This window comes from Hyphomonas sp. FCG-A18, from assembly GCF_045287255.1.
In the GTDB taxonomy this organism is placed as follows: domain Bacteria; phylum Pseudomonadota; class Alphaproteobacteria; order Caulobacterales; family Hyphomonadaceae; genus Henriciella.
The window spans coordinates 892,856-905,553 of the sequence record NZ_CP137142.1 but is presented as its reverse complement, the minus strand read 5'-3'; the positions used below and the strand labels follow the sequence as shown (position 1 = coordinate 905,553).

General features: G+C 55.5%; 15 protein-coding genes. 14 read left to right on the top strand and 1 reads right to left on the bottom strand.

The features are described 5' to 3' along the window. Positions 1-58: 58 nt before the first annotated feature. From RYZ27_RS04445 to RYZ27_RS04430, 4 genes are all read left to right on the top strand, one after another. Complete coding sequence (locus RYZ27_RS04445; RefSeq protein WP_406681159.1) at positions 59-949, top strand: acyl-CoA desaturase; 891 nt, start codon at positions 59-61, stop codon at positions 947-949. 103 nt (positions 950-1,052) lie between these two features. Beyond that, on the top strand, positions 1,053-1,511 hold the full coding sequence (locus RYZ27_RS04440; RefSeq protein WP_406681158.1) for a hypothetical protein: 459 nt from the start codon (positions 1,053-1,055) through the stop codon (positions 1,509-1,511). Positions 1,512-1,691: 180 nt separating this feature from the next. Next, positions 1,692-2,546, top strand: a complete 855-nt coding sequence (locus RYZ27_RS04435) for a TauD/TfdA dioxygenase family protein (protein ID WP_406681157.1) — start codon at positions 1,692-1,694, stop codon at positions 2,544-2,546. A gap of 11 nt (positions 2,547-2,557) precedes the next feature. Further along, positions 2,558-3,763, top strand: a complete 1,206-nt coding sequence (locus RYZ27_RS04430) for a serine hydrolase domain-containing protein (RefSeq protein WP_406681156.1) — start codon at positions 2,558-2,560, stop codon at positions 3,761-3,763. Between the two features lie 210 nt (positions 3,764-3,973). On the opposite strand, the gene RYZ27_RS04425 is transcribed toward RYZ27_RS04430, so the two are convergent. Beyond that, positions 3,974-4,681 (bottom strand): LytR/AlgR family response regulator transcription factor, encoded by a 708-nt coding sequence (locus RYZ27_RS04425; protein ID WP_406681155.1) that lies wholly within the window; start codon positions 4,679-4,681, stop codon positions 3,974-3,976. Between the two features lie 374 nt (positions 4,682-5,055). On the opposite strand from RYZ27_RS04425, the gene mnmA reads away from it, so the two are divergent. The 10 genes from mnmA to RYZ27_RS04375 all read left to right on the top strand — a co-directional run bounded on the left by mnmA (position 5,056) and on the right by RYZ27_RS04375 (position 12,692). Continuing rightward, complete coding sequence (mnmA, locus tag RYZ27_RS04420) at positions 5,056-6,258, top strand: tRNA 2-thiouridine(34) synthase MnmA (RefSeq protein WP_406681154.1); 1,203 nt, start codon at positions 5,056-5,058, stop codon at positions 6,256-6,258. A gap of 293 nt (positions 6,259-6,551) precedes the next feature. Further along, a complete protein-coding gene (locus RYZ27_RS04415) occupies positions 6,552-6,830 on the top strand; it encodes a DUF1153 domain-containing protein (protein ID WP_406681153.1) in 279 nt (92 codons plus the stop codon). Positions 6,831-6,914: 84 nt separating this feature from the next. After that, a complete protein-coding gene (locus RYZ27_RS04410) occupies positions 6,915-7,562 on the top strand; it encodes a hypothetical protein (protein WP_406681152.1) in 648 nt (215 codons plus the stop codon). Next, entirely contained in the window at positions 7,559-8,479 is a 921-nt protein-coding gene (locus tag RYZ27_RS04405; protein ID WP_406681151.1) for a FliG C-terminal domain-containing protein, read from the top strand. The genes RYZ27_RS04410 and RYZ27_RS04405 overlap by 4 nt, the downstream gene beginning before the upstream one ends. Then, entirely contained in the window at positions 8,476-8,838 is a 363-nt protein-coding gene (locus tag RYZ27_RS04400) for a hypothetical protein (protein WP_406681150.1), read from the top strand. Before RYZ27_RS04405 ends, RYZ27_RS04400 begins: the two co-directional genes overlap by 4 nt. A gap of 71 nt (positions 8,839-8,909) precedes the next feature. Next, positions 8,910-9,167 carry a FliM/FliN family flagellar motor switch protein gene (locus RYZ27_RS04395; RefSeq protein ID WP_406681149.1) on the top strand — a complete coding sequence of 86 codons (258 nt, stop codon included), beginning with the start codon at positions 8,910-8,912 and terminating at the stop codon, positions 9,165-9,167. Positions 9,168-9,278: 111 nt separating this feature from the next. After that, the gene (locus RYZ27_RS04390; RefSeq protein ID WP_406681148.1) at positions 9,279-10,283 is read left to right on the top strand and encodes a flagellar biosynthesis protein FlhF-like protein; all 1,005 of its coding nucleotides are present in this window, start codon (positions 9,279-9,281) and stop codon (positions 10,281-10,283) included. Then, complete coding sequence (locus tag RYZ27_RS04385; RefSeq protein WP_406681147.1) at positions 10,283-11,122, top strand: AAA family ATPase; 840 nt, start codon at positions 10,283-10,285, stop codon at positions 11,120-11,122. Before RYZ27_RS04390 ends, RYZ27_RS04385 begins: the two co-directional genes overlap by 1 nt. 123 nt (positions 11,123-11,245) lie before the next feature. Further along, on the top strand, positions 11,246-11,947 hold the full coding sequence (ctrA, locus tag RYZ27_RS04380) for a response regulator transcription factor CtrA (RefSeq protein WP_406681146.1): 702 nt from the start codon (positions 11,246-11,248) through the stop codon (positions 11,945-11,947). Positions 11,948-12,089: 142 nt separating this feature from the next. After that, entirely contained in the window at positions 12,090-12,692 is a 603-nt protein-coding gene (locus RYZ27_RS04375) for a hypothetical protein (protein ID WP_406681145.1), read from the top strand. The last annotated feature ends 6 nt before the right edge of the window (positions 12,693-12,698 follow it).

The window sequence follows — 12,698 nt, the reverse complement described above, 5'->3', positions numbered from 1 at the left end:
TCTCTGGCAAGGCGAAACACCCGCTTATTTGACAATAAAAGTCTCGGAGGAAACCTGCATGACCCCGCGCTCTATCGCGATCCCCAAGAACTGGACGACGTTCAACTTTGCCAGCCTCTTCTCGGCCTTTTTGTATCCGGCGCTTGGTCTGGCGCTATTGATCACGATGACCATTCTGGGGCTCACGCTGGAAGCTCTGAACTTGCAGTGGTGGTATTTGCCTGTCGGCCTGGGCGTCGTTGCGCTTTCCATCTTCATCTGCAATGCCGGGATCGGCCCGCTTCACCGCATTATGCAGCATAAGGCGGGCGAGCTGCGTGCCCCGGCACAGGTTCTGACCATGATCAATCTGATGATCGCCATGCAAGGGACCGTGCGCGATTGGGTCAATTATCACAGCCAGCATCACCGTTTCTCTGATAAACCGGGTGACCCGCACAACCCGTTTGAGTCCAAGCGCTGGGCCTGGGTCGGCTGGATCCTCTGGCGCGACGCCAAAGATATGGCGCGGCCAATGGCTCTCTGGTTGAAACAACACCCGATCATCGTCTGGATGGATCGGTTCTACAATTCCATCTCTCTGGTCCTGCACCTGTTTATTCCAGCCGTGATCTATCTCATTGTCTGGGCTGCTGGTGGCTCACTTATGCTCACGGCAATCTGTCATGCCTGCTTCATCATTGGCCGGGCGATCCAGTTCCACGCCACCGTTTACGGCATCAATGTCCTCGGCCATCTGCCAACCCCGAAATGGGCGGATCACCTGATTGGTCTTCTAACGGGCGGCGAAGCCTTCCATGACCATCACCACGAAGAACCGCAAAGCGCCCTTCACCGCCCCCGCAAAGGCGTCTGGAACCGCATTGTCGATTACAATGGCACGATCCTGCTGGTTTACGAGAAACTCGGCTGGGTCAGAAACCTAAAAATCGCCCCGCAGTTTGCGTAAGGGTTAAACCTGCTTTGGGTCAGAAGCGGATACAGAAAAAGAAGTAAAATCGACAAACACCTCAGGTTCCCTTACTTCCAAATCACTCAATACGGAGTGAGCGATGAGATATGTAGTCGTCAGCGCAATCTTTTCTTGTTTGAGCCAAATGGCACATGCAGGCGGCCTGCAGTTCCAATGTGGTCCTATGGAGGGTCATTCCTACTATTCTGACGAAGGCCTTTTCGAAGGTGACTCAGGCTGGACCGACAATCGGATCAATACAGAAACTGTGATCAGCTTCGATCTGGATGAGAGTACTATTGACTATCGAATAAACTCCCTCGGTAGGTGGGTAACACCAGAGATGGAAGGTGGGGCTACTTCGCTCATAAACTTAGACGATGACGCCTCCTTTCAGTTCATCGCGATTTGGCCCAACGCCGCTACGGAAGTTGTCACAATAGCCGAAGTAGATGCGGAGAATTACACTGCTATAATGATGTTGTCGCAGGCAAAGAATGGGCCGCTGGGCGCAAACACAAGCGCATTCAAGGGCGAGTGCAAGGTAGTCTCATTTTAGGGTTTGTTCATTGTCAGGTTACTGGCTTGAAGGCATATTACTACAAGTCTTCTTTTCCAGACTGGATTCATCAGAAGGTAAATCACTGGTTTATGTCCACTCCGTCTTCGGAAGCACACACTGGAATCGAAGAACAAACCGTCTTGTGCTACCCTCCGCAGAAAAATGGGAGGAAACAGGATGGCCTTTGATGCAGAGCCGGATTTTACGCGCTTTACACCGCACCTTTTGTCGCCAGCGATTGGCGCAGAATTACTCGGCGCGGACCTCACCAATCCGGATGATACGCTGATTAGCGAAGTCCGCGCGGCCTTGCTTAAATACCAGGTCGTTTTCTTCCGCGATCAGCACGACCTGACACGCCAGCAGCATATCGATTTCGCTCGCGCTTTTGGCGAACTTGAAATCCACCCGGCCACGCCAAAGGATCAACCTAACCCGGAAGTCCTGCGCATTGCCCACGGCCCCAACTCAAAGGGGCAGGAGAATAACTGGCACTCGGATGTTACCTGGCGCGCGGAACCCTCGCTCGGCTCCATCCTGCGCGCGATTGAGCTGCCGAAGATTGGTGGCGATACGCTCTTCTCCAATATGGTTATGGCCTATGAAGACCTGTCGGAGGAGTTGAAAGAACGCCTCTGTAACATGACTGCCATTCACGATATTGCCCGCGTCTTTGCCAAGCGGCTGGGCAAAGATCCCACCAGCCTGCATGAGCGCTTCCCGCCACAGGAACACCCGGTTATTCGCACCCACCCCGAAACCGACGCGCGCGTACTCTATGTCAACATCGCCTTTACGGACCATATTGTCGGCATGGACCGGGCCGAGAGCGATGCGCTGCTCCAATACCTCTATCACCGGGCATGGTTGCCGGAATATCAGTGCCGCTTCCGTTGGGCGCCGGGCTCGCTCGCCTTTTGGGACAATCGTGCCTGCCAGCATTATGCGGCCAGTGATTATTTCCCCAACATTCGCATCATGGAACGCGTGACAATTGCTGGCGACCGGCCATACTTCACGGCAAACGCATAGGATTACGACACATGGGCATTTGGCTGAAACGGCTTGGCATAGCCGTCATCGTTCTGGCTCTGCTCGCCGGTCTTGGCTGGTGGAGTATTGGTTCGAACTGGCGCGCGCTGCTATCTGACCCACCGCACGACAATAACGTCCTGTTCTGGTCGCAAAACCAGCGTGATAATGGCTTCCGAATGCTTGATCAGGTCTCTTTCATGATCAAATCCAAACCAATCAAAGCGGGTGAAAATACGCTCGCCCTTCCAAATGGAGAGCCCCTAAGCCTCAACATGGACATGGCCGCCTATGGCGAAAAACAGAGGCTCGCTGGCATGGTCATTGTTCACAAGGGCAAAGTCCGCCTTGAACAATACGGCCTTGGGTTTGAATCCGATGAGCGCTGGACCAGTTTCTCTGTCGCCAAATCCCTTACCTCCACACTGGTCGGCGCAGCGATCAAGGATGGTCATATCAACAGCATTGAAGACAAGGTCACCGATTACATCACCGATCTTAAGGGCTCGCCCTATGATGACGTCACCATCGCGCAATTGCTGACCATGACATCAGGCGTCGCGTGGAATGAAGATTATTCCGACCCGCAATCTGATGTTGCCCTCTTCAACCAACATACCCCTGAGGGCGATCTGCCCATCATCGTCAGTTACATGCAGGGCCTATCCCGCGCCCACCCACCTGGAGAGCGGTGGAATTACTCGACTGGCGAAACCAACCTGATCGGCATTCTAGTCAGCGAGGCGATTGATAAACCGGTTTCAGAGTATCTCTCAGAGAAAGTCTGGGAGCCATATGGCATGCAGCAAGATGCAACATGGCTCATCGGCGAGGATGGCGAAGAGATCAGTGGCTGCTGCATTCAGGCCACCATCCGTGACTACGCTCGGTTCGGCCTTTTTGTCCTCGATAACGGCGTTGTAAACGGCACCTCTATCCTTCCGGAAGGCTGGATCGAAACCGGCACACAAAAACAGGCTGAAATTGGTGAACCCGGATATGGTTATGGCTACCAATGGTGGACCTTTGACGATGGCTCATTTCAGGCCGATGGCATCTTCGGCCAGGGGATTTTCATTGACCCGAACCGCGATCTCGTCATCGCGTCCAATAGCAGTTGGACCTCCGCACTGGGCGATAAGGATCGCGAGCATAGCGAACGTGAGGCTTTCTACAGAACCGTTCAGGCAGCAATTGACGCAGAAACCACCCCATAGAAAGAGAGCGTCAGGCTTTCGCCCAACGCTCCCTAAAGTGTCAAAGGGGGTGAAGGTCAGGCTTTGGGGAACCTGACCTTCGGGAAAATGTCTTTCAAAATCGGAGGTTCCAAAAGACCTCGTAACAAAATGACGATTGGTTACTCCTGTCAGCGTATATGCGGCGAACGACACGCTCTGCGCGACAAACTACACCTGTAACATGCGCCTCTAGTGATCGAGTTTCTCCCGCACATTGGGCAAGTATGTCCGACCAACACGCACCTCGCGTCCGGAATTCATGACAACAAGTCGCCCCCCGCTCTGCCCGGTCTTGAGCGCCTCGACCTGGCCGAGGTTCACGATGAACGACCTGTGCACGCGGATGAATTGTTTCGGGTCGAGCCGTTGCTCAACCTCTGAAATCTTCCCACGCATCAGATGCGACTTCGAGGGTGTATGTAACTCGACATAGTCTCGAACCGCTTCTACCGCCTCAATATCCCCAGCATTGATCCGGACCTGTCGATTTTGATGCTTTACCCAGAAATAGGCATCGCGGACTAAAGGTTCTGGAACAGGTTCGACCGGGACGGGCACCTCGGCAGCGGCAGCAAAACGCTCAGCCTCGCGAACCTTAAAATATTGCACCAATCCCCAGAACAGCGAGACCCAACACAGAAAGATCCAGCCATGCATGTAAAACATCTCACCCGCGCGGATGTAGAACCACTGGCTCATATCTTCCTTGCCATGCGCCAGCGCAAAAATCAGGCGATCAATCAAAATGTGAAAGCCAGCGCAGATAACCGTAATCGTTGCCACCGCTAAAACGTTCAGTGGGTACGCGCGTTTAAGAATGGTTTTCACCAATAGATGCGCGAGTCCAACACTCAGAAACACGGCCACCAATAGCGACAGGCTCCGTTCAAACACCATTGAGAGCCCGTAGCCAGTTACATAATTATAGACTGCGCGCCACAAGAAAACAGCGCCCCAGAAAGCCGCCTGGAATCCCCAAAACACCCGAACTGGTAAGCCCGGGGGGGATAGCGCTTTGAAAACTGAGCTTCTCACAGGTTCAACCCGACCACTTTTGTCACTTCATTACATCTGTCACAAGCTGACGGAAGCGCGCCACAGGGTCAACTAAACCGATTGTCATACAACGCTAAAAGCGAGCGCTTCGTCGAATAGTCACGCGAATGCCGAAAGTCTCAACTGGCATGGTGACCTGACAAATCTCCCATCATCGCCTATATGCCGCGTCTAAACCCATCTGCTGCGGGCCTTGAACCCGTTTGGAGTGTGATATGACGATTGATCTTAAGGCGCTGACCGCGCCAGAGCCCGCCCCTGCGCCGGGTGAGCTGAACAGCCTTGGCTTTGCCAAGCCCCCTTCTGAAACGCGCGTTGTTGCCGCCATGTCTGGCGGGGTCGATAGCTCTGTGGTCGCGGCCCTGCTAAAAGCCCGCGGCTATGATGTGATCGGCATTACGCTACAGCTTTACGACCATGGCGCGGCGATTGAGAAAAAGGGCGCCTGCTGCGCCGGACAAGACATTCATGATGCCCGCAATGTCTCCGATCAGATCGGCATCCCGCATTATGTTCTCGATTATGAGTCCCGGTTTAAAGAACAGGTGATGGAAGACTTCGCCGACACTTACCTGTCCGGCGCGACACCGATCCCATGCATTCGCTGCAACCAGACCGTCAAATTCTCGGACCTCTTGCGCACTGCGAAAGACCTCGGCGCTGATTGTCTCGCCACCGGGCACTATATCAAACGCTTGATGGGTGAGCATGAGCCAGAGCTGCACCGCGCCGCCGATGCCAGCCGAGACCAGTCCTACTTTCTCTTTGCCACCACCAAAGAGCAACTCGACTATGTCCGCTTCCCGCTCGGCGACCTGCCCAAGACGCAGGTGCGCGAACTCGCCGATCATTTCGACCTGCCCGTAGCCGCGAAACCGGACAGTCAGGACATCTGCTTCGTCCCCGAAGGCTCGTACGCCAAAGTCGTTGAAAAGCTGCGCCCCGGTTCCGGGCGCGGGGGTAAGATCGTGCATCTCGATGGCCGCGAGCTTGGCGACCATAATGGCGTCATCCATTACACAATCGGCCAACGCCGCGGTTTGGGTGTTGCCACTGGCGAACCGCTTTTCGTCGTCAAGATCAATGCGCCTAATCGCGAAGTCGTGGTTGGACCACGCGAAGCCTTGCTGACCGCCGGTCTGACCATGGAAGAGCTGAACTGGCTCGGCGATGGCACATTGGAAGAGGCCTGCGATCGCGGTGAGCCAGTTCTGGTCCGCGTGCGCTCAACCCGCCCGCCAACCCCAGCCCGGCTTGGCTGGGATAATGGCGCGCCGGCCGTCTGGTTCGACAATCCCGAAGAAGGTGTCGCCCGTGGACAGGCCAGCGTTTTCTATGATGCCAACGGCACAACCCGCATACTCGGCGGCGGCTTTATTGCAACCACGATTGCCGCAGACGAACGCTTGCGCGCTTAGGATAGTACACCTGTTGGCACCAATCATCATTCAAAAAGAAAAATCGGCGTTCTGCCAAACACTTATGCACCACACCCAGACACCTGCTGGTTCGCTTGAAACCTGCAATAAATATTGCAGTAACCCAAACCTGCTCCAATCCGGTACAGGTTTGCAAAGATAGCCCTAACGCTGCCTCGAAGAACCTGTCGAATTTTCATGAAAATAAATCTTGCGCGCTGAAAGAGCCTTTAAGTTGGCTCCTGTATAAACGGGCCATGGCTGCAGAAAGCGGCCATTTGGACTAATAGAAGATGGTGGATATTATGGCGCAGAATGCAAAAGCCATCAGCGTGAAAGGCCCAGACGGCCGACCGCTGACAATTGATGACCTTCCAAAGCCCGGTGTTTCCCGCTGGGTGACCCGCCGCAAGGCGGAAGTTGTCGCAGCCGTATCTGGCGGCTTGCTGACACAAACCGAAGCGCTGGAGCGTTATGACCTGACCGAAGAAGAATTCGCCGGTTGGTCTCGTCTTTACTCTTCCCATGGCCGCAAAGGCCTGCGCGCGACCCGCATACAGCAGTATCGCTAGGCCCGCGCATTATCGTTAAAGCGCCGTTTACGTGAACGCGCCTAAGATTGCCTATCTGTAGAGACAGGCAAGGCGCGCGCGTAGATGGACGGCAACACTCGTTCAACCACCACGAAAACCCTTGCCCTCGTTGCCATGCTTGTGGCGGCGGGGGTTTTGTTGCTGCGCGCTCAGGCCCTGTTTTCAGCGCCCGTCGCGACACAAAATATTGGCTCGCATCAGGAGCGCACACTTACAGCTCTGCTTGAACCTGTGATCGGACATGATCACGTCCGCACCTCCATCCAAAGAGACGCAACCGGACAGACAGTCTGGCTCATCATGGTCGATGGCCCGGCTCTGACCGATGGTGCGACCTCATCTTATACAGCGCAGATTGAAACCTTAATCACCGCGCGCGGCTTTGATGCGACCTCAGACACTCTGAGGATTACGCAAACCCCGTTTGCACGCACCGGCTTTGAGTCTTTATCGCCACGCGCCTTAGCGGAGCTTGGCGGCCTTGGCCTGATCGTGCTTCTGTCCTTTGGCATTGTGCTAGTGTCCCTTCCCCGCCCTATCCCTGAACGGCCGACAGAAACCGCTGCATATCCCGCCGCAAATGACAGGGCCCCAATGATGCAGGCGCCTGCTGCAAACGCCCCTTCAGCAAAAACGGCAGCCGCCCTTGCTAATGCCGCCCCGGAACGCACCGCCAATATCATCCGGAACTGGATGCGGAGTGACACATGAGCACTGCCCTCGCCGAACAACCCCAGACCGCCCATGGTATCGCCCGCAGCGCCGCACTGATGCAGGCGCTTGGCGAAGATGCCTCCGCCATCTGGAACGTTCTGACTCCTGAGGAAGCAACACGCCTCCGCACGGCCATGCAGGATGTCGCCCCGGACATGACCGCGAACGCAACCGAATCCTACTTGACCGCGATGACCTTGGCCGAGACCACCCCAACGGAAGCGGCAACAGGTCTGTCCAGTCTTGCCCCGGATCAAGTGCCCGATCTGGTTACCTTCATTGCTCCGGAAAGTCCGCAAATCGCAGCTCTGGTTCTCTCCATCCTGCCTGAGGAAACCGCTGCTGCGGCTGTTCAGGCTCTGCCCAAACAAATCGCGCTTAAGGCTTTGTATCGCATGATGGGCCTCACAAACGTTCACCCATCCGCGCTGACCACCATCGAAACCGCCTATGCTGCACGCCAATCTGCGCGCGCTTCACAAAGCGTCCGGAGCGGGCAAGATCGCCTCGCAGGCATCATGAACCGCATCGATAGTCGCCTGGCCCCGGTCATGATGGCTGGCCTGGAAGAATTGGAACCCGGCAGCGCCGAGCGTATTCGCGGTCTGATGTTCACTTTTGATGATCTGGCAACGCTTGACCCGGCGAGCGTCCAGACCCTGCTCGCCAGCATTGATCGCACTGTCCTGATCACGGCCCTGCAAGACGCCTCGGATATCACCGCCGACGCCTTCTATCGCAACATGACCCAGCGCGCGGCTGAGGTTCTGCGCAGTGAGATTGAAAGCAACGGCCCCTTCCGCCGCAATGAGATTGAACAGGCGCGGCAGGATATCGCCGCGCTGGCCCGCAAGCTCGCCCAACGCGGCGACTTGCTCTCCAATAAGGGTCCAGATGCGGAGCTGGTTGAATGACGCAGCACCTCGCCAAACTTGCCCCCTTCCCATTTGACCCCGGCTTTAATCCGCCAGAACCACAGGCGGATACGCACGGCGATATCGTCCTGACGGCAGATGAACTTGCTACCCTGCTCGCCGAAACACGTGACGGCACAGCCGCTCTGGTTCGTGATGAAACGCTCAGCGCTCAAGCCGAACAGCTTCAAACCATTTCAAAAGAGATGAAATCAGCTCTGGGCCTCGTGGTGGATCTCGCCAGTCATCTCGACACAGCGACCCTAGACGAACATGACCGAAGCATTGCACTGGCAAAGGTTCGCCGATTGGCCGCAACTTTAATTGAGGGACAGACAGATCTTTTTGATAAAAGCTAGTCACGTTCACCAAGACTCAACCTTTGAGAACGACCTTGCCTTTTCACACCTGATTCGGAATAGTTAACGACATGCACAATCGCGCCCTCAAAAACAGCCTTATGGATGCCCCGGTCCGCGTTGACGTGGTTCTGGGTGAAGCCCGCATGCCGGTTGAGGAGCTCATGGCCATGTCGCACGGTGATATTCTGGCGCTGGACCGTGAAACCCGTGACCAAGTCGATATCTATGTTTCTGACCGCCTGATGGCCCGCGGGCGTCTGGTGATCGCTGATGGTCAACTCGGCGTAACCTTAAGCGAAATTATCGACGAGCGGCGCGCGGCCTAACCCACCTGCCTTTATCCACAGAAATCATGAAACCTGTGAAAAGCTAACAAATCGAGAGATTCTGTTAACCAATTCACCTGACAGTGCTCCTTATCAAAGTGGAGTAACTGTATGCGAATGAAGATGTTTGCCGCCGAGTCCCTAGAGGCTGCCAAGGCAATGATCTTCGCCGAGATGGGTGATGATGCCATTATCCTATCAGAGCGCGAGGTCCCTGGTGGTGTTGAGGTGCGGGCGGCCACGGATAAGCTGGGCGGGGGCATGGTGCCGTCTGGGTCGGGGATTATTTCCCGGATAGGCGCTCCACTGACACCGCGCCTGACAGACAATCCTTTGCGCAATCGTGTTCGCGACGCTCTACTCTGGCATGGTGCGCCACAGCGTTTTGCCGAAAGGGTCGCCGACTCAGGCTTTGCCAGCGATACAAGTGTGACGGACCCAACCGCGGCAATTTCTGCCGGACTGGAAAAGCACATTATCTGTCGCCCGATTGCCCCGCGGCTCGAAAATGACATCTTGTTGGTTGGTCCGCCGGGGCATGGCCGCACAGCCGTCGCCGCGAAACTGACTCGCCGCGCATCTGTCACCAAGTCTGAAGTTCTTCCTGTTGCTGCCGACCTCGACTCCACCGCGGGCGGCGCACAACTGGCGGCTTATCTGGAGCGGGAGCAGGACCAGATCAGAAGCGTCAGCACACCAGACGCGCTGTTCGAAACGCTCAAGACCATTCGCGATAATAAACAACGCTGTGTTATCGATCTGCCAGCCATTGTCCCGTTTGATCAGGAGGATATGGCCAGCCTTCAGGACCTCATTCCGGTGATCAAGGCCGAACCAGTGCTGGTGATCAGCGCCGAGGGGCATCCTGAAGATCAGGCCGACATGGCCAAAGCTTTTGCCCGGTGCGGCATTAAACGCGCCATCGTCACCAAGCTGGATGTCACCCGGCGCCGAGGCGGTATTGTCTCCGCCCTGTCGAGCGCAGGCATCGCCTTCGCACATCTGGCTGTCACACCTTTCATCGGCGGAGGTCTCGTGCCCGCAACGCCGAACCGGCTGGCTCAGCTTCTGACTGAAGATGCGCCCGCCCATGTCGCCCTTAGAGGAGCAGCATAATGAGTTTTCTTCTTCCTAAATCGATGGACCGACCGGAAAAGAAAATGCCTCCACGGCGTGTCACTCCCGCTTCGATCATTGCTGTTGGCTCCGGTAAAGGCGGTGTCGGCAAGACTTTCATGTCGATTACGCTCGCCAGTGCCTTTGCGCAGGCTGGTAAGAAAACCCTGCTCGTTGATGGCGACCTTGGCCTCGCCAATGTCGATGTTCAGCTTGGTATCGCGCCAGAAACCGATCTCGCTGCGGTCATCGCAGGTTGGGTCGAGCTCGAAGACGCGGTCACGCCAGTTGATGGCGGCTCAACGCAAGGCGGCTTTGATGTGCTGCCCGGTCGTTCCGGGTCAGGCGCTCTTGCTGAGCTTTCCTCTGATGAGGTTGCGCGTCTTGCGGCGGGCCTCTCCGCCCTCGCCCTGCAATATGATCAAGTCATCCTCGACCTTGGGGCCGGGATTGAAAATAATTGCATGCGTCTTGCGCGAGCGGCTGACAAAGTGGTGATGATTATCACCGACGAGCCAACCTCGATGACGGATGCTTATGCCTTCATCAAAGTGCTCAAAGGCTACGCGCCAAATGTTGAGCAAGTGATTGCGATCAATCAATGCGAAACCCGTGCCGCCGGACAGCGCACTTATGAAGCGGTTTCGCGCGCCTGCCAGACGTTCCTGGGTTTCCGCCCAGCTCTGTCCGGGACAATTATGCGCGACGACGCGGTTCGTGAAGCCATCCGGTCACAGCGAACGTTAATTTCAACTGACCCCTCCTCGCAGCCGATTCAGGACGCAATTGCCATTGCCCACACGCTGCTCAGCGAACCAGGTCAGGCACTACATTGTTAAGAGGTATGAACAAAAAAGTCGTTTCGAATCCGATTGTTAAATCCTTAGTAACCATCATTACCTAGATTCACAATCGTTAACGATCCGGCTAACATAAACTTAGACTGATTCGGGGAGCTGAAGATGCGAGTATTATTGATTGAGGACGACAATGCCGTCGCCCGGAGTATTGAGCTGATGTTGAAAGCCGCTGGCTTCAATATCTACACAACTGACCTTGGCGAAGAAGGTGTCGATCTCGGCAAAGTGTACGAGTATGACATCATCATTCTCGACCTCTCACTTCCGGATATCTCTGGTTATGACGTGCTTAAGCAACTGCGTATGGCACGGGTCAACACACCGGTTCTGATCCTGTCGGGCAACCCGGATATCGAAGCCAAAGTTAAGACCCTTGGTTACGGCGCAGATGACTATTTGACCAAACCATTCAACAAAGACGAATTGATTGCCCGCATTACAGCGATCGTCCGTCGCTCGAAGGGTCACGCGGAAAGTGTTATCCGGACCGGCGATATTGTCGTCAATCTGGATGCAAAGACTGTTGAAGTCGATGATGAGCGCGTCCACCTCACCGGTAAAGAATACCAGATGTTCGAGCTGCTTTCCCTGCGCAAGGGCACAACCCTGACCAAGGAAATGTTCCTCAACCACCTCTATGGCGGCATGGACGAGCCAGAACTCAAGATCATCGATGTCTTCATCTGTAAGCTGCGCAAAAAGCTGCAGCAGGCCACCGGTGGCGATCATCACATCGAAACAGTTTGGGGCCGCGGCTATGTTCTACGTGACCCAAAGCCGAAGAAAGAAGCTGTGGCCGCTTAAGCCATCCAGCAATGACTATTCAAAAGGCTTCGGTTCTCCCCACCGAAGCCTTTTTTGTATCCAGAATTGCCCTGCGACGGCCCGCCCCTTGCCGCACTTGTCGATCATGACACCTTAACTAAGCCTAGCAAGGATTTCAGCCATGACAGAGTTTGGCGAGAACGGAACGGTCGCGGTAACGAAAATGCCAGGCGCGCGCGCCTCGGATTATCGACTCACCAAGCCTAAACTGAAACGCGTTGGCCTAGCCTGTTTCCTTTGCGGGGTTGCGGCCTGCGTCAGTGTCGCCCTGGTTGCCTTCGCTATCGGTTTTGTCGGCTCCATTGCTGGCAATCTGATGGGCTTTCGTGGGAATTTTTTAAGCGGCGAGGACTTCTGGGCCGGTGCTGGCTTTGCCGTCCTGCTCTCCGCAATGAACTGGTGGCTCTTCTACGTGACAATCCCTGCCGCATGGCTGGCATTGGGGCTTTCTATCGGTCGTTTTCCCCATCGCGGCATTATCCGCCCTCTGCCTTACTATCGCTGGGCGAGCCTTTGGGGCGCGATGCTCGTTGGCGGCACCTGTCTGTTATTCTCGGGGGCCTCTCTCTTCGGGCGCTCCGGCATTGAGCCCTCATTTACAATGGGCGCAATGCTAGGTGGTTCGTTGATTGGTGCAATCGCAGGCCTTGCCTGTGGTTGGCTTTTCCTGGCCATCGTCAAGCCAGCCGAGCAAGTGAAACAGATCAATGTCGACGTGTTCTAGGCCTTG

What these genes read in the sequence shown, in the direction of transcription:
- RYZ27_RS04445 (WP_406681159.1), top strand. Translation starts at nt 59, where the DNA reads ATGACCCCGCGCTCTATCGCGATCCCCAAGAACTGGACGACGTTCAAC.
- RYZ27_RS04440 (WP_406681158.1), top strand. Translation starts at nt 1,053, where the DNA reads ATGAGATATGTAGTCGTCAGCGCAATCTTTTCTTGTTTGAGCCAAATG.
- RYZ27_RS04435 (WP_406681157.1), top strand. Translation starts at nt 1,692, where the DNA reads ATGGCCTTTGATGCAGAGCCGGATTTTACGCGCTTTACACCGCACCTT.
- RYZ27_RS04430 (WP_406681156.1), top strand. Translation starts at nt 2,558, where the DNA reads ATGGGCATTTGGCTGAAACGGCTTGGCATAGCCGTCATCGTTCTGGCT.
- RYZ27_RS04425 (WP_406681155.1), bottom strand. Translation starts at nt 4,681, where the DNA reads ATGGTGTTTGAACGGAGCCTGTCGCTATTGGTGGCCGTGTTTCTGAGT.
- mnmA (WP_406681154.1), top strand. Translation starts at nt 5,056, where the DNA reads ATGACGATTGATCTTAAGGCGCTGACCGCGCCAGAGCCCGCCCCTGCG.
- RYZ27_RS04415 (WP_406681153.1), top strand. Translation starts at nt 6,552, where the DNA reads ATGGTGGATATTATGGCGCAGAATGCAAAAGCCATCAGCGTGAAAGGC.
- RYZ27_RS04410 (WP_406681152.1), top strand. Translation starts at nt 6,915, where the DNA reads ATGGACGGCAACACTCGTTCAACCACCACGAAAACCCTTGCCCTCGTT.
- RYZ27_RS04405 (WP_406681151.1), top strand. Translation starts at nt 7,559, where the DNA reads ATGAGCACTGCCCTCGCCGAACAACCCCAGACCGCCCATGGTATCGCC.
- RYZ27_RS04400 (WP_406681150.1), top strand. Translation starts at nt 8,476, where the DNA reads ATGACGCAGCACCTCGCCAAACTTGCCCCCTTCCCATTTGACCCCGGC.
- RYZ27_RS04395 (WP_406681149.1), top strand. Translation starts at nt 8,910, where the DNA reads ATGCACAATCGCGCCCTCAAAAACAGCCTTATGGATGCCCCGGTCCGC.
- RYZ27_RS04390 (WP_406681148.1), top strand. Translation starts at nt 9,279, where the DNA reads ATGCGAATGAAGATGTTTGCCGCCGAGTCCCTAGAGGCTGCCAAGGCA.
- RYZ27_RS04385 (WP_406681147.1), top strand. Translation starts at nt 10,283, where the DNA reads ATGAGTTTTCTTCTTCCTAAATCGATGGACCGACCGGAAAAGAAAATG.
- ctrA (WP_406681146.1), top strand. Translation starts at nt 11,246, where the DNA reads ATGCGAGTATTATTGATTGAGGACGACAATGCCGTCGCCCGGAGTATT.
- RYZ27_RS04375 (WP_406681145.1), top strand. Translation starts at nt 12,090, where the DNA reads ATGACAGAGTTTGGCGAGAACGGAACGGTCGCGGTAACGAAAATGCCA.